The organism is Azospirillum sp. VT-I1, assembly GCF_055698305.1.
In genome coordinates this window covers 538551-560702 of sequence record NZ_CP168804.1, presented here as the reverse complement: position 1 = coordinate 560702, position 22152 = coordinate 538551, and the positions used below count along the sequence as shown (strand labels likewise).

Annotated in this window: 20 protein-coding genes and 2 pseudogenes; 21 read left to right on the top strand and 1 reads right to left on the bottom strand. The window is 68.4% G+C overall.

Features of this window, described 5'->3' with window-relative positions:
- The first annotated feature begins 32 nt into the window (after window positions 1-32).
- The 17 genes and pseudogenes from AB8P05_RS24860 to AB8P05_RS24780 all read left to right on the top strand — a co-directional run bounded on the left by AB8P05_RS24860 (window position 33) and on the right by AB8P05_RS24780 (window position 16498).
- Window positions 33-1388, top strand: a complete 1356-nt coding sequence (locus AB8P05_RS24860; RefSeq protein ID WP_472760835.1) for a sensor histidine kinase — start codon at window positions 33-35, stop codon at window positions 1386-1388.
- Window positions 1385-2410 (top strand): NADH-quinone oxidoreductase subunit B family protein, encoded by a 1026-nt coding sequence (locus AB8P05_RS24855; RefSeq protein ID WP_472760834.1) that lies wholly within the window; start codon window positions 1385-1387, stop codon window positions 2408-2410. Before AB8P05_RS24860 ends, AB8P05_RS24855 begins: the two co-directional genes overlap by 4 nt.
- 4 nt (window positions 2411-2414) lie before the next feature.
- Window positions 2415-3877 (top strand): annotated as a pseudogene (locus tag AB8P05_RS24850) (nickel-dependent hydrogenase large subunit).
- Window positions 3878-4051: 174 nt separating this feature from the next.
- Window positions 4052-4210 carry a hypothetical protein gene (locus tag AB8P05_RS24845; RefSeq protein WP_472760833.1) on the top strand — a complete coding sequence of 53 codons (159 nt, stop codon included), beginning with the start codon at window positions 4052-4054 and terminating at the stop codon, window positions 4208-4210.
- A 636-nt stretch (window positions 4211-4846) separates the two neighbouring features.
- Complete coding sequence (locus tag AB8P05_RS24840; RefSeq protein WP_472760832.1) at window positions 4847-6139, top strand: hypothetical protein; 1293 nt, start codon at window positions 4847-4849, stop codon at window positions 6137-6139.
- A 261-nt stretch (window positions 6140-6400) separates the two neighbouring features.
- On the top strand, window positions 6401-7015 hold the full coding sequence (locus AB8P05_RS24835) for a HyaD/HybD family hydrogenase maturation endopeptidase (RefSeq protein ID WP_472760831.1): 615 nt from the start codon (window positions 6401-6403) through the stop codon (window positions 7013-7015).
- A 14-nt stretch (window positions 7016-7029) separates the two neighbouring features.
- Window positions 7030-7329 (top strand): HypC/HybG/HupF family hydrogenase formation chaperone, encoded by a 300-nt coding sequence (locus AB8P05_RS24830; protein WP_472760830.1) that lies wholly within the window; start codon window positions 7030-7032, stop codon window positions 7327-7329.
- A 15-nt stretch (window positions 7330-7344) separates the two neighbouring features.
- Window positions 7345-7779, top strand: a complete 435-nt coding sequence (locus AB8P05_RS24825; RefSeq protein WP_472760829.1) for a thioredoxin domain-containing protein — start codon at window positions 7345-7347, stop codon at window positions 7777-7779.
- A complete protein-coding gene (locus AB8P05_RS24820; protein WP_472760828.1) occupies window positions 7776-8645 on the top strand; it encodes a hydrogenase expression/formation protein in 870 nt (289 codons plus the stop codon). The genes AB8P05_RS24825 and AB8P05_RS24820 overlap by 4 nt, the downstream gene beginning before the upstream one ends.
- On the top strand, window positions 8642-9487 hold the full coding sequence (locus AB8P05_RS24815) for a [NiFe]-hydrogenase assembly chaperone HybE (protein ID WP_472760827.1): 846 nt from the start codon (window positions 8642-8644) through the stop codon (window positions 9485-9487). Before AB8P05_RS24820 ends, AB8P05_RS24815 begins: the two co-directional genes overlap by 4 nt.
- Window positions 9480-9821 carry a hydrogenase maturation nickel metallochaperone HypA gene (gene hypA, locus AB8P05_RS24810; protein ID WP_014249361.1) on the top strand — a complete coding sequence of 114 codons (342 nt, stop codon included), beginning with the start codon at window positions 9480-9482 and terminating at the stop codon, window positions 9819-9821. The genes AB8P05_RS24815 and hypA overlap by 8 nt, the downstream gene beginning before the upstream one ends.
- Window positions 9822-9851: 30 nt before the next feature.
- Window positions 9852-11339, top strand: a complete 1488-nt coding sequence (locus AB8P05_RS24805) for a sigma-54-dependent transcriptional regulator (RefSeq protein ID WP_472760826.1) — start codon at window positions 9852-9854, stop codon at window positions 11337-11339.
- Window positions 11340-11415: 76 nt separating this feature from the next.
- Complete coding sequence (locus AB8P05_RS24800; protein WP_472760825.1) at window positions 11416-11964, top strand: HupE/UreJ family protein; 549 nt, start codon at window positions 11416-11418, stop codon at window positions 11962-11964.
- A gap of 193 nt (window positions 11965-12157) precedes the next feature.
- Window positions 12158-13231, top strand: coding sequence for a hydrogenase small subunit (locus tag AB8P05_RS24795; RefSeq protein WP_472760824.1), 1074 nt, complete (start codon window positions 12158-12160; stop codon window positions 13229-13231).
- A gap of 2 nt (window positions 13232-13233) precedes the next feature.
- Window positions 13234-15048, top strand: coding sequence for a nickel-dependent hydrogenase large subunit (locus tag AB8P05_RS24790; protein WP_472760823.1), 1815 nt, complete (start codon window positions 13234-13236; stop codon window positions 15046-15048).
- A gap of 24 nt (window positions 15049-15072) precedes the next feature.
- A complete protein-coding gene (gene cybH, locus AB8P05_RS24785) occupies window positions 15073-15867 on the top strand; it encodes a Ni/Fe-hydrogenase, b-type cytochrome subunit (RefSeq protein WP_472760822.1) in 795 nt (264 codons plus the stop codon).
- 268 nt (window positions 15868-16135) lie between these two features.
- Entirely contained in the window at window positions 16136-16498 is a 363-nt protein-coding gene (locus AB8P05_RS24780; protein WP_472760821.1) for a hypothetical protein, read from the top strand.
- Here AB8P05_RS24780 and hypF read toward each other — a convergent pair.
- Window positions 16468-18706: pseudogene (gene hypF / locus AB8P05_RS24775) on the bottom strand (carbamoyltransferase HypF). The gene AB8P05_RS24780 and the pseudogene hypF overlap by 31 nt on opposite strands.
- Before the next feature lie 173 nt (window positions 18707-18879).
- Between hypF and AB8P05_RS24770 the strand changes: the two are divergent.
- The 4 genes from AB8P05_RS24770 to AB8P05_RS24755 all read left to right on the top strand — a co-directional run bounded on the left by AB8P05_RS24770 (window position 18880) and on the right by AB8P05_RS24755 (window position 21974).
- Window positions 18880-19113 carry a hypothetical protein gene (locus AB8P05_RS24770; protein WP_472760820.1) on the top strand — a complete coding sequence of 78 codons (234 nt, stop codon included), beginning with the start codon at window positions 18880-18882 and terminating at the stop codon, window positions 19111-19113.
- Window positions 19114-19310: 197 nt separating this feature from the next.
- Window positions 19311-20369: a type III polyketide synthase gene (locus tag AB8P05_RS24765; protein ID WP_472760819.1), complete on the top strand. Its 1059-nt coding sequence runs from the start codon at window positions 19311-19313 to the stop codon at window positions 20367-20369.
- Between the two features lie 2 nt (window positions 20370-20371).
- On the top strand, window positions 20372-20935 hold the full coding sequence (locus AB8P05_RS24760; RefSeq protein WP_472760818.1) for an isoprenylcysteine carboxyl methyltransferase family protein: 564 nt from the start codon (window positions 20372-20374) through the stop codon (window positions 20933-20935).
- 25 nt (window positions 20936-20960) lie between these two features.
- Complete coding sequence (locus tag AB8P05_RS24755) at window positions 20961-21974, top strand: SDR family oxidoreductase (protein WP_472760817.1); 1014 nt, start codon at window positions 20961-20963, stop codon at window positions 21972-21974.
- Window positions 21975-22152: the final 178 nt, after the last annotated feature.

Genomic DNA, 22152 nt, shown 5'->3' with positions numbered 1-22152 from the left:
CGAAGCGGGCGGAGCATGCTAGGCTGCGCCCCATGACCGCCCCCCTGTCGCAGCCCTTTTCCATCCCCGGCATGCTGCCCGATGCCGACGCCGAGAGCGCCTGGATCGAGGTGATCCGGAAGATGGACGAGACTTACGCCAATCTGGTGGCGCAGCAGGTGGAGCTTGAGCGTAAGAATGCCGAGCTGGAGGAGGCGCAGGCCTTCATCGCCAGCGTCCTCGGCTCCATGACCGACGTGCTGATCGCCTGCGACCGTGACGGCCGGATCGAGCAGACCAACCCGGCCGCCGAGCGGGCGCTCGGCTGCACCGGGCGGGAGCTGACCGGCCGGCTGCTGCGCGATTTCCTCGACCCCGCCTCCCACCCCGCCTTCGCCCGGCTGTGCAGCGCCGCCCTTCAGCGCGAAGGCGGCAGCGATGTGGAGCTTTCCCTGCTCGGCCCCGCCGGCCCCTTCCCCGTCGCGGTCAACAGCACGGTGCGCTACGACCAGCGCGGCCATGCCATCGGGCTGGTGCTGGTCGGCCGGCCGGTCGGAGAATTGCGCCGTGCCTACCGCGACCTTGCCGCCGCCCATGAGGGGCTGAAGCAGACCCAGCAGCAGCTGGTCCATTCGGAAAAGATGGCCTCGCTCGGCCGGCTGGTCGCCGGGGTGGCGCATGAGCTGAACAACCCGATCTCGTTCGTCTACGGCAACGCCCATGCCATGCGCCGCTATGTCGACCGGCTGACCGCCTATCTCGACCGCGTCCATGACGGCGCCGGCGATGCCGAACTGGCGGCCCTGCGCAAGGAACTGCGCATCGACCGCGCCCGCGCCGACGCGGCGGCGACGCTGGACGGCATGCTGGAGGGGACGGAGCGGGTGCGCGACATCGTGGCGGAGCTGCGCCGCTTCTCCTCGGAACAGAAGCACGCCTCGGAACGCTTTGATCTGACGGCACTTCTTAGGTCCGCCGTGACCTGGGTGGCGAAGGCGCAGATGCCGGACCTGACCGTCGTCTTCGACCTGCCGGAGACGCTGGACATCGCCGGCCACCCCGGCCACCTGCATCAGGTCGCCATGAACCTCGTCCAGAACGCCATCGACGCCATGGCCGGCACCAAGGTGAAGCGGCTGGAACTGCATGGCCGGGAGGAGGCCGGGGAGGTCGTCGTCACCATCCGCGACACCGGCCACGGCATCCCCGACGCCATCCTGGGCCGGGTCTTCGATCCCTTCTTCACCACCAAGCCGGTCGGCAAGGGCACCGGGCTCGGCCTGTCGATCAGCTACCAGCTGGTGCGCGACCATGGCGGCGCGCTGGCCGCGGCCAACCATCCCGACGGTGGGGCGCTGTTCACCCTGACCCTGCCGGCGGCCGGGCGGAAGGAAGGGGGCACGCGATGACCAGTGGGGTGGGAAGAGGGCGTCCGCTGTCGGTTCTGTGGCTGCAATCGGGCGGCTGCGGCGGCTGCACCATGTCGCTGCTCTGCGCCGAATCCCCGGATCTGATGACGCTGTTCGAGACGGCCGGCATCCGCCTGCTCTGGCATCCCAGCCTGTCGGAGGAAACCGGGGCGGAGGCGGTGGACCTATTCGAACGCATCCTGTCGGGGGCGGAGCCGTTGGACGTGCTGTGTGTGGAGGGATCGCTGCTGCGCGGACCCAACGGCACCGGGCGCTTCCATGTGCTGGCGGGAACCGGCCGGCCGACCATCGACTGGGCGCGCGATCTGGCCGCCGTCGCCGGCACCGTGCTGGCCGTCGGCACCTGTGCCGCCTATGGTGGCATCACCGCCGGCGGCGAGAACATCGCCGACGCCTGCGGTCTGCAATATGAGGGCACGCAGCGCGGCGGGGCGTTGGCCGGGGAGTTCCGCGCGCGCGGCGGACTGCCGGTGGTGAATGTCGCCGGCTGCCCGACCCATCCCAACTGGGTGACCGAGACGCTGATGCTGCTGGCCGAGGATGCCCTGGCGGCCGGGGATCTGGACGTCTACCAGCGCCCGCGCTTCTACGCCGACCATCTGGTCCACCATGGCTGCCCGCGCAACGAGTATTACGAGTACAAGGCCAGCGCGGAAAAGCCGTCGGACCTCGGCTGCCTGATGGAGCATCTCGGCTGCCTGGGCACCCAGGCGCATGCCGACTGCAACACCCGCCTGTGGAACGGCGAGGGGTCCTGTACCCGCGGCGGCTCCGCCTGCATCAACTGCACGGCACCGGGCTTCGAGGAGCCGGGCCATCCGTTCCAGCAGACACCGAAATTCGCCGGCATTCCCATCGGCCTGCCGACCGACATGCCGAAGGCGTGGTTCGTGGCGCTCGCCTCCCTCGCCAAGGCGGCGACGCCGGAACGGGTGCGCCGCAACGCCGCCGCCGACCGCATCGTCGTGCCGCCCACCGTCCGCCCCACCCGGAAAGGCTGAAACGGTGAGCGAAGAGCCGAAGCGCCGCCTGATCGTGGGTCCTTTCAATCGTGTAGAGGGCGATCTTGAGGTAAAACTTGAGATCGACGGCGGGCGTGTTTCCGCCGCCTACGTGAACTCCCCCTGTTCCGCGGGTTCGAACGCATCCTGGAGGGGCGCGACCCGATGGACGCGCTGGTGGTGGCGCCGCGCATCTGCGGCATCTGCTCCGTCTCGCAGAGCCATGCCGCGGCGCTGGCGCTTGCAGGCGTTATGGGGGTGGAGGTGCCGCGCAACGGCGTGCTGGCGACCAACCTGATGACGGCGACGGAGAATGCCGCCGATCACCTGACCCATTTCCACCTGTTCTTCATGCCCGACTTCGCCCGGCCCGCCTATGAAGGCCGCCCCTGGTTCGAACGGGCGGAGGCGCGCTTCAAGGCGGCGCAGGGCAGTGCCGTGCGTGGCGCCACCGCGGCGCGGGCGGAGCTGTTCCATGTGCTGGGCATCCTGGGTGGCAAGTGGCCGCACACGCTGACGCTCCAGCCCGGCGGGGTCACTCGCGCGGCGGATGCCCGTGACCGGGTGCGGCTGCTCGCCACCGTCGGCGCCTTCCGCCGCTTCCTGGAGGACAGCCTGTTCGGCGCCCCGCTGGACCGCGTTCTGGAGCTTGCGGCGCCGGAGGATCTGGAACGCTGGCGCCTGTCCGGTCCGGCCGGCGATTTCCGCCTGTTCCTGGAGATCGCCGAGGATCTGGATCTGGCCCATCTTGGCCGTGCCTATGGCCGGTTTCTCAGCCATGGCGCCTATCCGGAGGCCGACGGCGGGCATCTCTACCGCCGCGGCACCTTCGCCGACGGCCGGGACGCCGCCTTCGACCCGGCGCTGGTGGCAGAGCATCACCGTTTCAGCCGCATGGCCGGGCAGGACCGCCCCCACCCGCCCTTCGCCGGCTCGACCGTTCCGGACGGCGCGGACGAGGAGGGATACAGCTGGTGCAAGGCGCCGCGGCTGGACGGCCTGCCCTATGAGACCGGGGCGATTGCGCGGCAGCTGGTGGACGGCCATCCGCTGGTCCGGGCGCTGGTGGCGCAGGATGGCGGATCGGTGCGCAGCCGGGTGGTCGCCCGCCTGCTGGAACTGGCCCGCACCACCCGCGCCATGGAAGGCTGGCTGCGCTCCATCGAGCCCAACGACCCCTGGTGTGCGACGGCGGAGATGCCGGACAGCGCCCAGGCGGTTGGCCTGACAGAGGCCGCCCGTGGCGCGCTCGGCCACTGGCTGCGGGTGGAACGCGGGCGCATTGCCGGCTATCAGATCATCGCGCCCACGACCTGGAACTTCTCTCCCCGCGACCTCGACGGCGTTCCGGGTCCTCTGGAGCAGGCTCTGGTCGGCGCGCCGGTGCAGGAGGGAGAGCGCACGCCGCTGTCGGTGCAGCACATCGTCCGATCCTTCGATCCATGCATGGTCTGCACGGTGCATTAGAAATTTAGAAGCAAAATCAAATACATACTGCGCGACTCTCAGAATTTGTCAAAGTTCATGCAACAGCGCTCTGCGGACCATGGCCAATCGCGTGCCGCCAGCCGGATACGCACAGGTTGGGGATGAACTTGGGTAGGGTCTGTTGGAGTCGGACAAACGATCTTGGAGAGCGTCATGAGCGACAAGCCAACCGAAGACCAGCCCGTCCAGGGTGAGGCCAACAAGCAGGTGGCGGAGACGCCATCGACTGCGAACGATGGAAAGCGGACCGGCTCAGAAAAGGCGAGCGACCGCGAGGGGCAAACTCGGGAAGCCGGATACGACGAGGCATAAGAATGAAAGGCGAAGGCTGCTCGGTGGAGCGGCCTTCGCTTTGTTGGGGGCTGGACTCTGCCCTGGGAGATTGCGTCAGGAGATGATGAATGTCGCATAGGACATGATGCCGACAAACATCAGGAGTGAAACCAGCCGGGCCATGCCGACCTCCATCGGATTGGAAGATGCGTTCTGATGGGAGAGGATTTAAGCCATTGCCGGTCCTGGAAAAATGCCGGGTTTCCGGTTTCACCGTTCCGATCCTGCGAACAATGGCCGCCGCCCGCCAACGGGGCACAGCGACGGAACGCGCCGGAGTCCGAGCAGTGTCCGCGCCTGCTCGTGGCCCTATGCAAAAGCAAATTGGACCAATGATCGATGCGCCGCGATACAGGTTTTCACTTATGTCATCCCAGTGGGATTCTTTAGGGGGTTTCCGCGAGAATGTCCATGAACGCTGAAACCTAGGAATGATCCTGTATCGCCGAACCTATTCGCAATCGGCTGGTCTTCGGTATGTCTTGAAAAATGCCTTCCAGATCCGTGGAATTTTCGATCGCGAAGCATATCATCTAAGATAACACGCATCCGGATTTCTTCAGAAGGCCAAGCCGATGACCGAAGTCTTCGGCTCCGGAAGAGGAGGTTGCTGCCATGACAGATCAGACACTCGTCAGACCGGAAAACAACGCTGAAGTCTCCGTTGCGATTCCTTCGCAGACGATAGTGCGGCTGCGGCAACTGCTGGCCGGCGGGAGTCGTCATGCCGCCGGCTCCATCCAACTGATCGGCCTGAGTGTGCTGCGGACAGAGCTTGGCGACCGTTGGAACAGCGTGAAGGCGCGCGTTCATGACCAGACCGAACGGTTGCTCGACCGACATTTGGCGCCGTCCGATGTCTGGCTGCGCGCCGATGAAGCGAACTATCTGGTTGTTTTCGCCACATTGGACCGGCAGGCCGGTGAACTCGTCTCCGGCCGGATCGTTGCCGAACTCCATCGGCTCATGTTGGGAAGCGCGGATACCAGCCGGATTGCCGTGCGCAGCATCGTGACCGAGATCGATGGACATCTGGTCGTCGAAGAGAAGTCGCTCGATCAGCTGATGGCGAGCCTGCTGCAGCAGAGCGCCGCCTCGCCACCATCCGTCACGGAGGCGGGCGAGGGTCGTCCGGTTGGCGCAACGGCGCCTTCCGAGTTGGAGGCTTTTCGGCCCGACATCTGTTTCCGCGCGGTCTTCGACGTATCGCACAAGGTTCTGTCCACCTATGTCTGCCACCCCGATGGCGCCACGAAGAGACTCCTCGGCGCAGTGGCCAACGACGAGTTGCGTTATGAAGAACGCATGTTCGAAGCGGATGTCGAGGTTCTGCGCCGGTCTGTCGAGATATACGGAGAGCTGTACCAGAATAGCTTCCGCTATATGCAGAATGTGACCGTTGGATTCTCAACGCTTTCCGTCGGTCGCTACCGGCGGGAATATCTTTCGGTCTGTCATGAAATTCCTGTTCACCTCCGTCCTTTCATGGTTTTTGTCTTGCGCGGGGTTCCGCCTGGGGTTCCATACGGTCGCGTGGCCGAGATCACGACCATCCTGAAGTCTTATTGCCGCGCGATCCTCGTGCTGATCGACGATGGCGCACCGAACCTCTCGGCCTTCGCGCAGGCGGGCGTCCGGGGGCTGGGGGTGACCATCCAGCCCGGTGAACCGGAGACGCGGGCGGCCAACCGCATCAACAGTCTCGGGACCCATGTGCGCCGACACGGGATGCTGTTCTTCGTCGACGGCATCCGAACGGCGGCAATGCTGCGGGTGGCCGAGGATGCAGGCGCTTCCTATGTCGCCGGTCCGTTGATTGGTGGGGAAATCGACGTGCCTGAGCATATGAAGCATGTGACCGAGCGCGAGTTGATACAGCGATCGGCAAAACCGACGCGCAGGCATTGATCGGCAAGCATCCAGCCAGACTGGCAAGTTAGTTGCCACTTTCTAGATGTGCTGTAATGTTGATGTCCACAATCGCTGACCTGCCGAGCGATGCGTGGGGAAATATGTAGGCTGATCAACGGGCTGGCTTTGTAGTCGATCCTGGCATGAAACTTGTAATAACAAGCCTCGGCGGCAGGGGTGCCGCTGCATGTGGCTATGCCGGGGCAAGGGAATGGACGGAACGGGGTGCGGCGGCGGGCGCGAAGAGGCGCGATCCTGGTGTTGGGCATCGGCAACATCCTGTGGGCCGACGAGGGATTTGGCGTTCGCACCGTGGAGCGTCTGGCCGCCGAATGGCGCTTTCCCGACAGCGTAACGCTGATGGACGGCGGAACCCAGGGGCTGTATCTGCTGCCGCATCTGGAGACCGCCGACGTGCTGATCGTGGTCGACGCCATCGACTACGGCCTGCCGCCGGGCACCCGCCGGGTCTTCCACGGCGACGACGTGCCGGCCTTCCTCGGCGCCAAGAAGATGAGCCTGCACCAGACCGGCTTTCAGGAGGTGCTGGCCAGCGCCAAGTTCCTCGGCCGCTGCCCGGAGACGCTGATCCTGGTCGGCGTGCAGCCGGAATGCCTGGAGGATTACGGCGGCGGCCTGACCGACACGGTCGCCGCCCAGGTCGCCCCCACCATCGACATCATCCTGGAATTGCTGAGCGGCCAGTTCGGCGTCGAAGGGACGCGGCGCGACGGTGCCGCCGACACCGCTGCCGACACCGCCGCTCCGGCGATCGCCCGCGACGCCTATGAGGGCGGCCGTCCCAGCGCCGAGGATGCCTGCCGCATCGGCGATCCCCGCATCCTGGCGGCTCTGTCCGCCACGGCATCCTGAGGGGCGGCAACCGCATGTGCATCGGCATTCCACTGCGCCTCATATCGGCCGACGGCGTGGTCGGCCGGGCGGAGGACGGGTCGGCCATCGACCTGTCGCTGGTCCCGGAGGCCGGTCCCGGCGACTGGGTGCTCGGTTTCCTGGGCGCCGCCCGCCGTCTGCTTGAACCGGAGGAGGCGGCGCAGATCCTCGACGCGCTGGCGGCGATGGCCGCGGCGCTAGACGGGGAGCGGCTGGACAGCGCCTTCGCCGACCTGACCGGGCGCGAGCCCACCCTTCCCCCCACCTGGAGGCGGCCCGCGCGGCCGGCCTGACGGAGGCCTGACGCCGTGTCCGACCTTGCACCCCCGCTCGCCACCAAGCCGCGCCTGCCCTTGCCGCCGCTGGTCGATCTGCTGACCGATGTCCATGGCTATCCCCGGCTCGACCATGCCGACGACCGTCCATGGCTGGAAGAGCCGGAGAAAAGCTTGCCGGCGAAATGCTGGGTGGTCTTCCTGCCCGGCCACGGCAAGGGCAATGCGGAGACCGCCGACGTGGCCGTCATCCTGCCGGAACTGGTCCGCGCGCTGCACCCGCGCCTGACCCCGGCGGTGGCGGGCGAGGCGGCGGAGCGCGCGATCCTGGCGCTGACCGGCATGATGAGCCTGCCCGCCCTGGTCTTCCTGCGCGGCGACCGGCTGCTGGGCAGCATTCCGCGCGTGCGCGACTGGGACGATTACCTGCAGCGGATCGGCGAGATTCTGGAAGGAGGGGCGGCATGAGTTCCCTGTTCGGCATGACCCACCCGCCGGTCGGCTTCGGTCCCGGCAGTCAGCCCGACGCGACCGAGGAAGGGCTGGAATATCTGCCGATGCCGTCGGGCATGCGCGTCTATGAACCGCACCTGCCGGAGGTCGCCGATCCCGTCCGCGCCGCGGCGGCTCGTGCGGTGCTGTCCCGCGTTCATCAGGCGCTGGCCGGCTGGTCGGCGGGGGAGGAAATCCGCATCCCGCTCGACGATCTCGAAGCCCCGGTGCTGGCCCTGGTGGACGAGGCGCTGGGCGAAGGCGAGGTGGCGGTGAAGGTGGACCGCGCCGGCGACCGGCTGGAGATTCAGGAAGCGTCGCTGGCCGGCGTCTGGCGCGTCCGTGCGCTCGCCGACGGGGCCGCGCGCGAAAGCCTGCTGGTCGGCGCCTTCCCGCGGGTGGCGGTGAACCGTGCCTTCACGGCGGTGTCGCCGGCCGCCGCCGGTCCGGTGCCGGGCGGGCTGATGAACGGCTTGCCGATCCTGACCGAACTGCTGGACCGCAGCGCCGCCTGGCGCCGCGGCGACGCGCCCCATGCGGTCAACTTCAGCCTGCTGCCCCACACGCCCGAGGATCTGGACTTCATCGAACAGCGGCTGGGCGTGGGGGCCACCACCATCCTGTCGCGCGGCTACGGCAATTGCCGCGTCACCGCCACCGCGACGCCGAACCTCTGGTGGGTGCGCTATTACAACTCCGTCGACACGCTGATCCTCGACACGGTAGAGATCGTCGACGTGCCGGCGGTGGTCTGCGCCGCGGCGGAGGACATCGCCGACAGCGCCGAACGGCTGGCCGAGATCCTCGACGCGCTGACGACCGACCTGGAGCGGGTGCGATGAGCGCCGCCGCCTCGCGCTTCGAAGGCTCCTATCTGGGTGATGCATCGCGCATCGGCGCGGCGACGCGGATGGAATGCAAGATCTGCTGGCATGTCTACGACCCGGCCGAGGGGTGCGAGCAGTGGCAGGTTCCGCCCGGCACCCCCTTCGCCGCCCTGCCCGACCATTGGCGCTGCCCGGTATGCGACGGCGCCCGCGACCAGTTCATGGCGCTGGACGGCGAAGCCGCCGTGACGGAGACGCCCGCCGCCCCGCTGCCCGCCGTCCCTGCCCGGCCCACCCAGCCGGCGGAGACCATCGCCCGGCTGGAGGCGGCCTTCCGCGAGATCCACACCGCGCAGATGCGCGGCATGCCCATCGTCAACGATGCGCTGGCGGTGAAGGCGGTCGGCTTCCGCCGGCACGACGAGCGCTGGCTGGGCGCGCTGGTCACGCCCTGGTTCCTGAATCTGGTCCTGCTGCCGGGCGAGGGCGACGACTGGTCGGACCTGGTCCCGGGGGCGAAGGAGTTGGTCGAGTTTCCTTCCGGCCGCTACGAGTTCGTCCATGCCAACCGCAAGGGCGTCGGTGCCTACAAGGCCTGCTCGCTCTTCTCGCCGATGTTCGAGTTCGCCTCCATGCTGCAGGCTACGGAGACGGCCTCGGCCGCTTTGGTCGCCCTGTTCGACCCCTCCATCCGCGAGGACGGCGCCCAGACCGCCGAGATCCGCCGCCGGCGCGAGGCCGAACTCGCTCCGCCGCCGGAGGTGACGGCGGAGGTGGTATCGAGCGCGGCCGAACCGGTGCGCCCGTCGCGCCGGTCGCTGCTGGGGATGGGGTCCGGAGAGCCTGCCGATGCATGAGATGGCGCTCTGCGAAAGCCTGCTCCAGGCGATGGAGGAGGCCGGGCGCGCCAACGGCTTCAGCCGCGTTACCAGGGTCCGGCTGGAGATCGGCCGCTTCGCCGGGGTGGAGGTGGAGGCGCTGCGCTTCGGCTTCGACGTGGTGACGCGCGGCTCGCTGGCCGATGGGGCGGAACTGGTGGTGCTGGATGTGCCGGGCCGCGGCTGGTGCTTCGACTGCAGCGACACGGTGGATCTGGACGACCGGCTGTCGCCCTGCCCACACTGTGGCGGCAGCCGGCTGCACCCCAACGGCGGCACCGAAATGACGATCAAGGATCTCGAGGTCGAATGAGGCCGGTTGGATGAAGAAGGACCCCGCGCGATGACCGACCCCGCCCGCCCCGGCATCCTGGTGGTGGATGACGAGCCGCGCTCCGTCGAGGTCATCGCCCGCCTGCTGGACGAGGAGTTCGAGGTCTTCACCGCCCTGTCGGCGGAGGAGGCCCTGCGCCTGCTGGAGACCGAATGGATCCAGGTGGTCTTCTCCGACCAGCGGATGCCGGAGGTCAGCGGCGTGGAGTTCCTGACCCAGGTGCGCGAGCGCTGGCCGGAGGTGGTGCGCATCGTCATCACCGGCTACATCGACCCGGAGGACATCATCGGCGCCATCAACACAGCCGGCATCCACCAGTTCATCACCAAGCCCTGGCACCCCGACCACCTGCTGCTGACCGCCCGCAACGCGGCGAAGATGTACCAGCTGCAGCGCGAGCATGACCGGCTGACCAACGAGCTGAAGCTGCTGCCGCCGGTCGCCGAGACCCGCGTGGCGTCCAGGCGCGAGCGGGTGCGGCAGTCCTACCGCTTCGACGGTCTGGTCCGTGCCGAAGGCAGCCCAGTGGAGGAGGTCTGCCGGCAGGCGGAGCGGGTGGCCGGCTTCAACGTGCCGGTCCTGGTGCTGGGGGAGACGGGCACCGGCAAGGAGCTGCTGGCACGCGCCATCCATTACGGCAGCCCGCGCGCCGACCAGCCCTTCTACTGCGAGAATTGCGGCGCCATCCCGGACGAGCTGCTGGAAAGCGAGCTGTTCGGCCACAAGAAGGGCGCCTTTACCGGTGCGCACAGCAACCGTGTTGGATTGCTGGAGCAGGCGGACGGCGGCACCATCTTCCTGGACGAGATCGGCGACATCAGCCCGGCCTTCCAGGTCCGGCTTCTGCGCTTCCTGCAGGAGGGCGAGATCCGGCCGGTGGGCTCCAACGAGACGCGGCGGGTCGATGTACGCGTCGTCGCCGCCACACACCGCGACCTGACCGCGGAGGTGAAGGCCGGCCGCTTCCGCGAGGATCTGTATTACCGGCTCAGCACCATGACGCTGACCATGCCGCCCCTGCGCGACCGGCCCGACGACATCCCGGTTCTGGCCCGCCACATCCTCGACCGGCTGTCGGCCGCCCATGGCAAGCCCGTTGCCGGCTTCGCCCCCGACACGCTGGCCTGCCTGGAATCCTACGGCTGGCCCGGCAACGTGCGCGAGCTGCAGAACGAGATCATGCGCATGCTGGTGCTGTGCGAGGGCGACACGCTGGGGGCGGAACTGCTGTCGGATCAGGTGCTGCGCGGTGCCGCGCTGAACGCCCGCCCCGCCTCGCCGGAGGACGGTCCGTTGCCGCCGCTCGACCTGATCGGCCAGGGCGGCCCGCTGAAGTCGCGGATCGAGCGGGTTGAGGCCGGCATCCTGATGGAAACGCTGGTGCGCTGCCGCTGGAACAAGAGCAAGGCCGCCGACGAGCTGGGCCTGTCCCGCATGGGCCTGCGCGCCAAGCTGGAGCGCTACGGCATCGAGCGCGGGTCCGCGCAGAGGCATTAGTGTATCCCCCTCTCCCGGGGCGGGAGAGGGCATGTTCCGATCACCAAACCACAAGAACCCCGAGGAGCCGTTCGATATGTCGAAAACCACTCGCCTTGCCGTCATCGCGGCTGCCGCCGCGCTCGCCGCCACCCCGGCGCTGGCCCATCCCGGCCATCTCGCCGGCGCCGGATTCCTCGACGGAGCGGCGCATCCGCTGGGCGGGCTCGACCACCTGATCGCCATGGTCACGGTCGGCGTCTATGGCGCCACCATCGGCGGCCGCGCCGTGCTGGCGGTGCCGGGGGCCTTCCTGGCCGCCATGCTGGCGGGCGGACTGTTCGCGCTGACCGGCGGTGAACTGCCGCTGGTCGAGCCGACGATCTACGCCTCCACCGTCGTGCTGGCCCTGCTGTGCGTCATGCCGATGTCGCGCAACGGCGTGGTCGGCGCCCTGTTCGCCGCCGCCTTCGGCCTGTTCCACGGCTTCGCCCATGGGGCGGAGATGCCGGCCGACGCCGCGGCGCTGGGCTATGCCGCCGGCTTCCTGACCAGCACCGCCGGGCTGCATGCGGCCGGCATCGCGCTGGGTCTGGGGCTTCACCGGCTGATCGGCCGGCGGGAAGAGGACAGCCAGGCGGCCTGACCGCCGCCGGCAACTCCCCTGCCACCCCGGCCGCCGGATCGGCCGGGGACTTGCCAGGGGTAAAGGGCGATCCGGACGTCAAACCGTTGCTTTGCCAAATGTTCGTATTACGGCACGGTTGTTGCCTATGCCCGACGGAGAAGCGCACCGGCCCCTCGCACGCCGGTGCCGCCCGACGGGAGAAAACAAACCGATGGCAACGCTGGAAACCTTCTACGAGGTGATGCGGCGGCAGGGGATCACACGCCGTTCGTTCCTGAAATACTGCTCGCTGACCGCCGCGGCCCTCGGGCTGGGGCCGGAACTGGTGCCGCAGATCGTCCATGCCATGGAAACCAAGCCGCGCACGCCCGTGCTGTGGCTGCATGGCCTGGAATGCACCTGCTGTTCGGAATCCTTCATCCGCTCCGCGCACCCGCTGGTGAAGGACGTGGTGCTGTCGATGATCTCGCTGGATTACGACGACACGCTGATGGCGTCGGCCGGCCACCAGGCCGAAGCGATCCTCGACGAGGTGATGGAGAAGTACAAGGGCAACTACATCCTGGCGGTGGAAGGCAATCCGCCGCTGAACCAGGATGGCATGTCCTGCATCGTCGGCGGCAAGCCCTTCACCGACCAGCTGCGCAAGGTCGCCAAGGACGCGAAGGCGATCATCTCCTGGGGCTCCTGCGCCTCCTTCGGCTGCGTCCAGGCGGCGCGCCCGAACCCGACCCGCGCCACGCCGGTGCATGAGGTCATCACCGACAAGCCGATCATCAAGGTCCCCGGCTGCCCGCCGATCGCCGAGGTGATGACCGGCGTCATCACCTACATGCTGACCTTCGAGCGCATCCCGGAGCTGGACCGCCAGGGCCGGCCGAAGATGTTCTACAGCCAGCGCATCCACGACAAATGCTATCGCCGGCCGCATTTCGACGCCGGCCAGTTCGTCGAGTCCTTCGACGACGAGGGCGCGCGCAAGGGCTATTGCCTCTACAAGGTCGGCTGCAAGGGTCCGACCACCTACAACGCCTGCTCCACCGTCCGCTGGAACGAAGGCACCAGCTTCCCCATCCAGTCCGGCCACGGCTGCATCGGCTGCTCGGAGGACGGATTCTGGGACAAGGGGTCCTGGTATGCGCGCCAGTCCGACATCCTCCAGTTCGGGATCGAGGCCAACGCCGACGAGATCGGCACCACCGCCGCCATCGGCGTCGGCAGCATCATCGCCGCCCACGCGGCCGTCAGCGCCCTGAAGCGCGCGCAGCACAAGGGAGACGTCTGACCATGGGCATCGTCCAGACCCCGAACGGCTTTTCGCTGGACAATGGCGGCAAGCGCATCGTCGTCGATCCGGTCACCCGCATCGAAGGCCACATGCGCTGCGAGGTGAATGTCGACAGCAACAACGTCATCCGCAACGCGGTGTCCACCGGCACCATGTGGCGCGGGTTGGAAGTCATCCTGAAGGGCCGCGACCCGCGCGACGCCTGGGCCTTCGTGGAGCGCATCTGCGGTGTGTGCACCGGCTGCCACGCGCTGACCTCGGTCCGCGCGGTGGAGGATGCGCTGCAGATCCGCATCCCGAAGAACGCCCACCTGATCCGCGAGATCATGGCGAAGACGCTGCAGGTCCATGACCACATCGTCCATTTCTATCACCTGCACGCGCTGGACTGGGTCAACCCGGTCAACGCACTGAAGGCCGATCCGCAGGCGACCTCGGCGCTGCAGCAGGCGGTGGCGCCGCGCCATGCCAAGTCCAGCCCCGGCTATTTCCGCGACGTCCAGACCCGCCTGAAGAAGTTCGTGGAGAGCGGCCAGCTCGGCATCTTCAAGAACGGCTATTGGGACAACCCGGCCTACAAGCTGTCGCCGGAAGCCGACCTGATGGCGGTGACCCATTACCTGGAGGCGCTGGATCTCCAGAAGGACATCGTCAAGATCCACACCATCCTGGGCGGCAAGAACCCGCACCCGAACTATATGGTCGGCGGCGTTCCCTGCGCCATCAACATGGACGGCAACGGGTCGTCGGGCGCGCCGCTGAACATGGAGCGGCTGAACTTCATCCGCGCCCGCATCCAGGAAGCGACGGCCTTCGTCGAGAACGTCTATCTGCCGGACGTGCTCGCCATCGCCAGCTTCTACAAGGACTGGCTCTATGGCGGCGGGCTGGCGGCGACCAACGTCATGGACTACGGCGATTACGAGAAGGTGCCGTACGACCATTCGACCTGCCAGCTGCCGGGCGGCGTCATCCTGAACGGCAACTGGAACGAGGTGCATCTCATCGACCCGCGCGATCCCGCGCAGGTGCAGGAGTTCGTCGCCCACAGCTGGTATCACTACGAGGACGAGAGCAAGGGCCTGCACCCGTGGGACGGCGTGACCCAGGCCAAGTTCGAGCTGGGCGCCAACACCAAGGGCACCCGCACCGACATCAAGGAGCTGGACGAGGCCGCCAAGTATTCCTGGATCAAGGCCCCGCGCTGGCGCGGCCATGCGGTTGAGGTCGGTCCCCTGCCCCGCTACATCCTGGCCTATGCCCAGGGCGTCGGCTATGTGAAGGACCAGATCACCGAATCGCTGGGCGCCTTCAACAAGCTGGCCGGCACCAATTTCACACCGCAGCAGGCGCTGCCGACCACCATCGGCCGCACCCTGGCCCGCGCGCTGGAATGCCAGTATTGCTGCACCATGATGATGGACGACTGGAACGCCCTGATCGCCAACATCAAGGCCGGCGACACCGCCACCGCCAATGTCGAGAAGTGGGACCCGAAGACCTGGCCGAAGGAGGCCAAGGGCGTGGGCACCGTCGCGGCGCCGCGCGGCGGGCTCGGCCACTGGATCAAGATCAAGGACGGCAAGATCGACAACTACCAGTGCGTCGTGCCGACGACCTGGAACGGCAGCCCGCGCGATCCCAAGGGCAACATCGGGGCGTTCGAGGCGTCGCTGCTGAACACGCCGATGGCCCGCCCGGACGAGCCGGTGGAGATCCTGCGCACCCTGCACAGCTTCGACCCCTGCCTTGCCTGCTCCACCCACGTCATGGCGCCGGACGGCGCCGAACTGGCCCGCGTCACCGTGCGCTGACCGGCAACCGAGGAGGATTACGTCATGGCTCCTCTCGACGATGCGAAGCCGGTCGCGACACCGGAGGAGGAAGGGGCTGCCGCGTCGGGCGGCGGCCGCTTCCTGAAGGCGATCTATGTGTACGAGGTGCCGGTCCGGGTCTGGCACTGGGTCAACGCGCTGGCGATCACGCTGCTGTCGGTCACCGGCTATCTGATCGCCAACCCGCTGCCGAGCATGCCCGGCGAAGCCAGCGCCAATTTTCTGATGGGCTACATCCGCTTCGTGCATTTCGCGGCGGCCTACATCTTCACCATCGGCTTCATCGGCCGGCTCTATTGGGCGTTCGCCGGCAACCACCATGCCCGCCAACTGTTCCGCTTCCCCTTCTGGGACCGCCACTGGTGGGGGGAGCTGTTCCTGGAAGCGCGCTGGTACCTGTTCCTGGAGCGCAAGCCGAAGTTGTATGTCGGCCACAACCCGCTGGCGCAGTTCGCCATGTTCTGGGCCATTGCGGTCGGCAGCGTCTTCATGATCGTCACCGGCTTCGCGCTCTACAGCGAGGGCGCAGGGCTGGGCAGCTGGCAGGACCGGCTGTTCGGCTGGGTCATTCCGCTGTTCGGCCAGAGCATGGACGTCCACACCTGGCACCACCTGGGCATGTGGGCGATCATTCTGTTCGTGATCGTCCACATCTATGCCGCGGTGCGCGAGGACATCATGTCCCGCCAGTCGATCATCTCCACCATGATCAGCGGCGTCCGTACCTTCAAGGACGCCGAGGCCCCGGCCGACGAGGAGCACGAGCGCCCGGTGAAGAAGGCGGCGCGGGTGGGGTGAGGTGAGTGCGTGATGGGGGAGGTTCTATGCCCCCACCTATCCTCCCCCGCTGGGCGGGGGAGGGACTGCCGCCACTCTCCCACATCAGCACTGATCCCCTCCCCGCCCAGCGGGGAGGGTTAGGGTGGGGGCATTCGTCAGCCGACGACTTTCCACACCCCTTGAAAACCTTGAATTGTTCCGCATGCGTTCCCATATCCGGGAGGTTCCGAAACAGCCGGGAATCCCAGATCAGCGCCGCCCCTTGCGGGTGCGGCCGGAGGACGTCATGCCTTATTTTCCGACCATCGAATTGACCCCGCAGGTGAGGATGCTGCTGGCGCGCGGGGCGCTGACGCTGAATCCCGGCCAATGGGTGCGGGGCGAGAAGGGGCGCGGGCGGTTCCTGCGCACCGATCCGCGTACCGGCACCACCTATGTCAGCTGGCTGCGGCCGGGCGACGATTGGGAAACCGCGTCGCAACGGTTCCACCGCGCCTGCCGCAAGGGCTACATCGGCAAGTACCGTGGGCTCTACGAGTTCGACAAGGCCAGCCGCGTTGCCGAGATCCCGCCCCGGCGCGAGAAGGTCCGGGCGCCGGTCCAGATGCCGCTCTTCCCCTACAGGGCGAAGGACGCGGCCCACGCCTGACCGAGGCTGAGCCCGCCGTCGTTGGCGGGTGCCAGCCGCGGTAGCAGCGGCTCCACTCCGGCCGCGCGCAAGCCGGCGGTCAGTTCCTCCGCCAGCACCGCGTTCATCAGGCAGCCGCCGGACAGTACCACCCGGTCCAGGCCATGCGCGTTCAGAACCGGCAGCGTCCAGTCCACCAGTGCAGCCGCCAGCGTGCCGTGGAACAGTTCCGCCCCTTCCACCGCGTCGGTCACGGACAGCAGGCGCTCCAGCAGGGGCGTCAGGTCGAGGTCACCGCCCTCGATCCGCCAGGCCCCCGCCGCCACCCGTGGCCGGCGGACCAGCGATTCCAGCGCCATCGGCGCCTCGCCCTCGAAGCCCGCCACTGCGCGGACGCCCAGCAGCCCGCAGGCGGCGTCGAACCAGCGTCCGCAGGAACTGGTCAGCGGAGCGTTGATTCCGCGCTCGACCATCCGCCGCACACCCTCGGCCGGGCCATGGCCGGCGAAGCGGGGAACGATCTCGTCGGCGCGGCCCATGCGGACCAACGCTGCGGCGGCCATCCGCCAGGGCTGGCGGGCGGCGACATCGCCGCCGGGCTGGGCGAGCGGGGCGAGACTGCCGAGGCGCTCCGACCGCATTCCGTCGACCAGCAGCATCTCCCCACCCCAGGAGCCTCCCCCTCCCCCAGCCCGAAGCCGTCGAGCGCAAGGCCCAGCGCCGGCCCCTCGATCCGGTGTTCGGCTATCACGGCGGCGACATGGGCGTGGTGGTGCTGGACCGCGACGACCGGTAGGCCGGTTCGTTCGGCGAAGCGGGTGGACTGGAAATCCGGGTGCTTGTCATGGGCGACCGCCACCGGCTCCACGCCCAGGATATGCAGCAGATGGGCGACGGTCTCCTCCAGGAAGCCCAGCGTCGCGGCGTTGTCGAGGTCGCCGATGTGCTGGGACAGGAAGGCTTCGTCGCCGCGGGTGACGCAGATCGTCGCCTTCAGATAGCCGCCGACCGCCAGGATCGGCGGCACGGCGCGGGCCAGCCGGATCGGCTCCGGCACATGGCCGCGGCCGCGGCGCAGGAGGGCGGGCGCACCGGCCAGCTTGCGCACCACGCTGTCGTCGGCGCGGATCACGATGTCGCGGTCATGGTCGACGATCAGGTCGGCGATGCCGGCCAGCCTCTCCCGCGCCTCCCCATTGCCGATGGCGAGCGGCTCCCCGCCGGGATTGGCGGAGGTCATGACCAGGGTCAGGTCCTGCGGCTCGCGCAGCCAGCCGGTGCCGTCCGGCCGTCCCGCCGCCTCGTGGAACAGCAGGTAATGCAGCGGCGTGTAGGGCAGCATGACGCCGAGCCATGCCAGACCGGGAGCGATGTCGAGCGCCAGTTCCGGCGCATCCGCCCGCCGCCGCAGCAGGACGATGGGACGGGCCACCCCCTCCAGCAGCCGGCGCTCGTCGGCGTCCATGTGGACATGGCGGGTGGCGGACTCTGCGTTGGCGGCCATCAGGGCGAAGGGTTTGCCGTTGCGCTGCTTGACCCGCCGCAGCCGCTCCACCGCATCCGCGCGCGTGGCGTCGCAGGCGAGGTGGAAACCGCCCAGCCCCTTGATGGCCACGATCCTGCCATCGTGCAGGGCGGCCAGGATGTCTTCGGGCGGATGCGACAGGCGGGGACCGCAGGTCGGGCAGGCGGTCGGCTGGGCGTGGAAACGGCGGTCGGCCGGGTCCTCGTACTCCGCCATGCAGTCGGGACAGAGCGGGAAGCCGGCCATCGCCGTCTGCGGACGGTCATAGGGGAGCCGCCGCGTGATGGTGTAGCGCGGGCCGCAATGGGTGCAGTTCAGGAAAGCATAGCGATAGCGGCGGTCGGCCGGGTCGAACAGTTCGGCCAAACAGGCCGGGCAGACCGCGGCGTCGGGGCCGATGCCGGTGGCGATGGCGCCGGCTGACTCGCTGTGGCGGATGGCGAAGGAACCCTCTCCGGGAAGCGGGGGACGGCTTCGCTGTCGACTGAGTCAATGCGGGCCAGCGGCGGCGCCTCATTGGACAGGGCGGTACGGAAGGCGGCGGTGTCGGCGCCCTGCACCTCGATCAGCACGCCCTGCGGGTCGTTCAGCACCCAGCCCGTCAGGCCGAAGCGCCGGGCGAGCGTATGGACATGCGGGCGGAATCCAACCCCCTGCACCCGTCCGCGCACGCGGATCCGCAGCCGTTCGTCGTCATGGGACATGGAGGCCCTTTGGATGATTTCGGCTGTGCCGACCCCCTCATCCTAACCTTCTCCCCAGGGGGAGAAGGGATATCTGCACCGGCAGGCGTGCTGTAAGGAGGGGCAGGACCGCAACGATCCGGCCTCGCGCCGGTTGACAGGGAGACCTGCGGAACCGGAACGGAGACGCCGTCATGAGCGCAAGCAAGCACGAGAAGACCGACAAGCCGACCGACGCCGACCTGAAGAACAACCCGCAGATCGGCGGGACCAAGGGCGCACGCGCCGCCGGCATGACGCCGGACGACCTGGATCTGGCCCAGGGCGAAAGCACCTTCGAGGGCGATATCGAAAACCAGACCAACGACAAGGGCGGGATCGACAAGCCCTTCCGCGACACCGCCCCGTTGAAGCCGCGTCAGGCCTGAGGGGCGTGGCGTCAGGACAGAGGGCGGCGCACCACGGGCGCCGCCCTTTTCATTCGCGCCGGAGGGCCTTCCGAAGGCGATAGCCTTTTGAAGCGGGGCCGCTTGGCGCAATTTGGCCGCGTTCTACCTGTTGGCAATGGGAGCGGGAATGCCGCCCCGCCCCCACCCCCAACCGACGGCGGCAGGCAGGAGGCAGGATGTCATTCGATCCGCGGCTGTTGGCGGTCGCCACGGCGTTGCCGCCCCACCGCTTCGAGCAGGAGGAGACGCTGGCCGTGGCCCGGACGGTGTTCGCCCACCGCCTGCGCGACTTCGACCGGCTGGCTCCCGTCTTCGCCAACACCGGCATCCGCAGCCGCCATGCCGCCTGCCCGCTGTCCTGGTATCTGGAGCCCCATGGCTGGGGCGAGCGCGCCGCCGTGTTCGAGCGGGTGTCGCTGGACCTGCTGGAAGAGGCGGCGGGCAAGGCGCTGGGCGCCGCCGGCCTGCGCCCCGCCGATGTCGACGCCATCGTCTGCGCCACCACCACCGGCATCGCGACGCCCAGCCTGGAGGCGCTGCTGCTCGACCGCATGGGCTTCCGGCCCGACACGGTGCGGCTGCCGGTCTTCGGGCTGGGCTGTGCCGGCGGGGCGCTGGGGCTGGCGCGGGCGGGCATGATGGCGCGCGCCATGCCGGGACGCACCGTGCTGTTCCTGGTGGTCGAGCTTTGCACCCTGTCGCACCGGCCGGAAGAGGCGTCCCCCACCAACGTGGTGGCGAGCGCCCTGTTCGCCGACGGCGCCGCCGCCGCCCTGCTGCGGACACCAATGGCCGGGGAGGACGCATCCGGCCCGCGCGTGATCGACAGCGCCGAGCACACCTGGCCGGGCACCCGGCGGATCATGGGCTGGCGGATCGAGGACGAGGGATTCGGCGTCGTCTTCAGCCAGGACATCCCGCGCCTGATCCGCGAGCGGCTGGCGCCGGTGGTCGACGGTTTCCTGACCGGCCGCGGCATGAGCCGCGCGGACCTGTCCGGGGTGATCTGCCACCCCGGCGGCGCCAAGGTGCTGCAGGCTCTGACCGAGGTGATGGCGCCCGCCACCGCCGGAATGGACGATTCCTGGGCGGTGCTGGGCGATTGCGGCAATATGTCGGCGGCCAGCGTGATGTTCGTGCTCGACCGCCGGATGCGCGCGGGCGCCGCCGGGCCGCACCTGATGATGGCGCTCGGCCCCGGCTTCACCGCCGGCCTCACCCTGCTGGATCTGTGACCATGGATGCATTCGGTTGGCCGCAGGCGATCCTGCTGGCTGTCGCGGCGCAGCGGCTGCTGGAACTGGCGGTCGCCCGCCGCAACACTACCCGCCTGCTGGCGGAGGGCGCGCGGGAGGCCGGGGCCGCCCATTACCCGCTGTTCGTCCTGCTGCATGCCGGATGGCTGCTGGCGCTTTTTCTGGCGGTTCCGGCGGACGCTCCCGTCAATGGCTGGCTTCTGGCGGTCTTCCTGCTGCTCCAGGCCGGGCGGGTGTGGGTGATCGCGACGCTCGGTCGGTTCTGGACGACGCGGATCATCACGCTGGACGGAGCGCCGCTGGTCCGCCGCGGCCCGTTCCGCTGGGTCCGCCATCCCAACTATCTGGTGGTGGCGGGCGAACTGGCGGTTCTGCCGCTGGTGTTCGGCAATGTCTGGATCGCCGTCGCCGCCACGCTGCTGAACATTCCCCTCACGCTCCGCCGCATCCAGGTGGAGGAGGAGGCGCTGCGCGAACGGCAGGGAACCGCGGGCGGTGCCGGTCGTTGGACTGGATTGAGCGGCCGCGCCCCGCCGGCCGCCTGACGGCACCATCATCAGGACCATCGCCATGCCCCTCCCCTTCGCCCCCGTCGTCTGCATCACCGGCGCTTCGGCCGGGGTCGGCCGCGCCACGGCTTTGGCCTTCGCCGCCTACCGGCAGGCCTCCATCGGCCTGATCGCCCGCTCCGAGGAGGCGCTGGAGGAGGTGAAGGCGGAGGTGGAGCGGCTGGGCGGCCGGGCGCTGGTCCTGCCGCTGGACGTCGCCGACCCCGATGCGCTGGAGAGCGCCGCCGACCGGGTGGAGGAGACCTTCGGTCCCATCGACGTCTGGATCAACGCGGCGATGGTGACCGTCTTCGGCCCGGTCCATGCGGTGACGGCGGAGGAACTGAAGCGGGTGACCGAGGTGACCTATCTCGGCTCCGCCTACGGCATCCAGACCGCGTTGCGGCGGATGCGGGTGCGCGGGCACGGCACGATCCTGCAGGTCGGCTCGGCCCTTGCCTACCGGTCGATCCCGCTGCAGTCGGCCTATTGCGCGGCCAAGCATGCGGTGCAGGGCTTCATCGACAGCCTGCGGTCGGAACTGATCCACGAGGACAGCCGGATCACCCTGACGGCGGTGCATCTGCCGGCGGTCAACACGCCGCAGTTCGATTGGGCGCGCAGCCACATGCCGCGCCGCGCCCGGCCGATGGGAACGATCTTCCAGCCGGAGGACATCGCCCGCGCCATCCTGCATGCCGCCGAGCATCCCCGCCGCGAATACTGGCTGGGCGGATCGGCGATGCAGGCCATCCTCGGCAATTTCCTGGCCCCTGGCCTCGCCGACCGCTATCTCGCCGCCAACGCGGTGGACGGCCAGCTGACGGAGGAGCGCGAGATCCCCGGCCGGCCGGACAACCTCTATCACCCCGTCGACGGGCTGCACCGGACCCGTGGGCGCTTCGGCCTGCCCCACCACGACCTGCGGCTCGCCGCCCCCAGCGGAACCGCCCGCGGATTGGCGGTAGCCGCCGGGTTGATCCTGGCGGGCGGGTTGGGTCTCGCCATGAGCCGCATGACGCCGCGCCTGCGTTAGACGTGACATAAGCGGAATGGAAAGGGGCCGGCATCCGACTTGGGTGCCGGCCATTTTCATACCCGAACCATCAGGCTGCGGTCCTGCGGACAAAACGGACAATCCGCAGCAAACGCTATTGCCAAGACGATTCAGACATACTACCATACCAGTACCTAAACAATCTGGTCATCGGCCA

What these genes read in the sequence shown, in the direction of transcription:
- AB8P05_RS24820 (WP_472760828.1), top strand. Translation starts at nt 7,776, where the DNA reads ATGAGTTCCCTGTTCGGCATGACCCACCCGCCGGTCGGCTTCGGTCCC.
- AB8P05_RS24760 (WP_472760818.1), top strand. Translation starts at nt 20,372, where the DNA reads ATGGATGCATTCGGTTGGCCGCAGGCGATCCTGCTGGCTGTCGCGGCG.
- AB8P05_RS24800 (WP_472760825.1), top strand. Translation starts at nt 11,416, where the DNA reads ATGTCGAAAACCACTCGCCTTGCCGTCATCGCGGCTGCCGCCGCGCTC.
- AB8P05_RS24830 (WP_472760830.1), top strand. Translation starts at nt 7,030, where the DNA reads ATGTGCATCGGCATTCCACTGCGCCTCATATCGGCCGACGGCGTGGTC.
- AB8P05_RS24770 (WP_472760820.1), top strand. Translation starts at nt 18,880, where the DNA reads ATGAGCGCAAGCAAGCACGAGAAGACCGACAAGCCGACCGACGCCGAC.
- AB8P05_RS24840 (WP_472760832.1), top strand. Translation starts at nt 4,847, where the DNA reads ATGACAGATCAGACACTCGTCAGACCGGAAAACAACGCTGAAGTCTCC.
- AB8P05_RS24795 (WP_472760824.1), top strand. Translation starts at nt 12,158, where the DNA reads ATGGCAACGCTGGAAACCTTCTACGAGGTGATGCGGCGGCAGGGGATC.
- AB8P05_RS24860 (WP_472760835.1), top strand. Translation starts at nt 33, where the DNA reads ATGACCGCCCCCCTGTCGCAGCCCTTTTCCATCCCCGGCATGCTGCCC.
- AB8P05_RS24855 (WP_472760834.1), top strand. Translation starts at nt 1,385, where the DNA reads ATGACCAGTGGGGTGGGAAGAGGGCGTCCGCTGTCGGTTCTGTGGCTG.
- AB8P05_RS24790 (WP_472760823.1), top strand. Translation starts at nt 13,234, where the DNA reads ATGGGCATCGTCCAGACCCCGAACGGCTTTTCGCTGGACAATGGCGGC.
- AB8P05_RS24815 (WP_472760827.1), top strand. Translation starts at nt 8,642, where the DNA reads ATGAGCGCCGCCGCCTCGCGCTTCGAAGGCTCCTATCTGGGTGATGCA.
- AB8P05_RS24755 (WP_472760817.1), top strand. Translation starts at nt 20,961, where the DNA reads ATGCCCCTCCCCTTCGCCCCCGTCGTCTGCATCACCGGCGCTTCGGCC.
- AB8P05_RS24780 (WP_472760821.1), top strand. Translation starts at nt 16,136, where the DNA reads ATGCCTTATTTTCCGACCATCGAATTGACCCCGCAGGTGAGGATGCTG.
- AB8P05_RS24805 (WP_472760826.1), top strand. Translation starts at nt 9,852, where the DNA reads ATGACCGACCCCGCCCGCCCCGGCATCCTGGTGGTGGATGACGAGCCG.
- hypA (WP_014249361.1), top strand. Translation starts at nt 9,480, where the DNA reads ATGCATGAGATGGCGCTCTGCGAAAGCCTGCTCCAGGCGATGGAGGAG.
- AB8P05_RS24765 (WP_472760819.1), top strand. Translation starts at nt 19,311, where the DNA reads ATGTCATTCGATCCGCGGCTGTTGGCGGTCGCCACGGCGTTGCCGCCC.
- cybH (WP_472760822.1), top strand. Translation starts at nt 15,073, where the DNA reads ATGGCTCCTCTCGACGATGCGAAGCCGGTCGCGACACCGGAGGAGGAA.
- AB8P05_RS24845 (WP_472760833.1), top strand. Translation starts at nt 4,052, where the DNA reads ATGAGCGACAAGCCAACCGAAGACCAGCCCGTCCAGGGTGAGGCCAAC.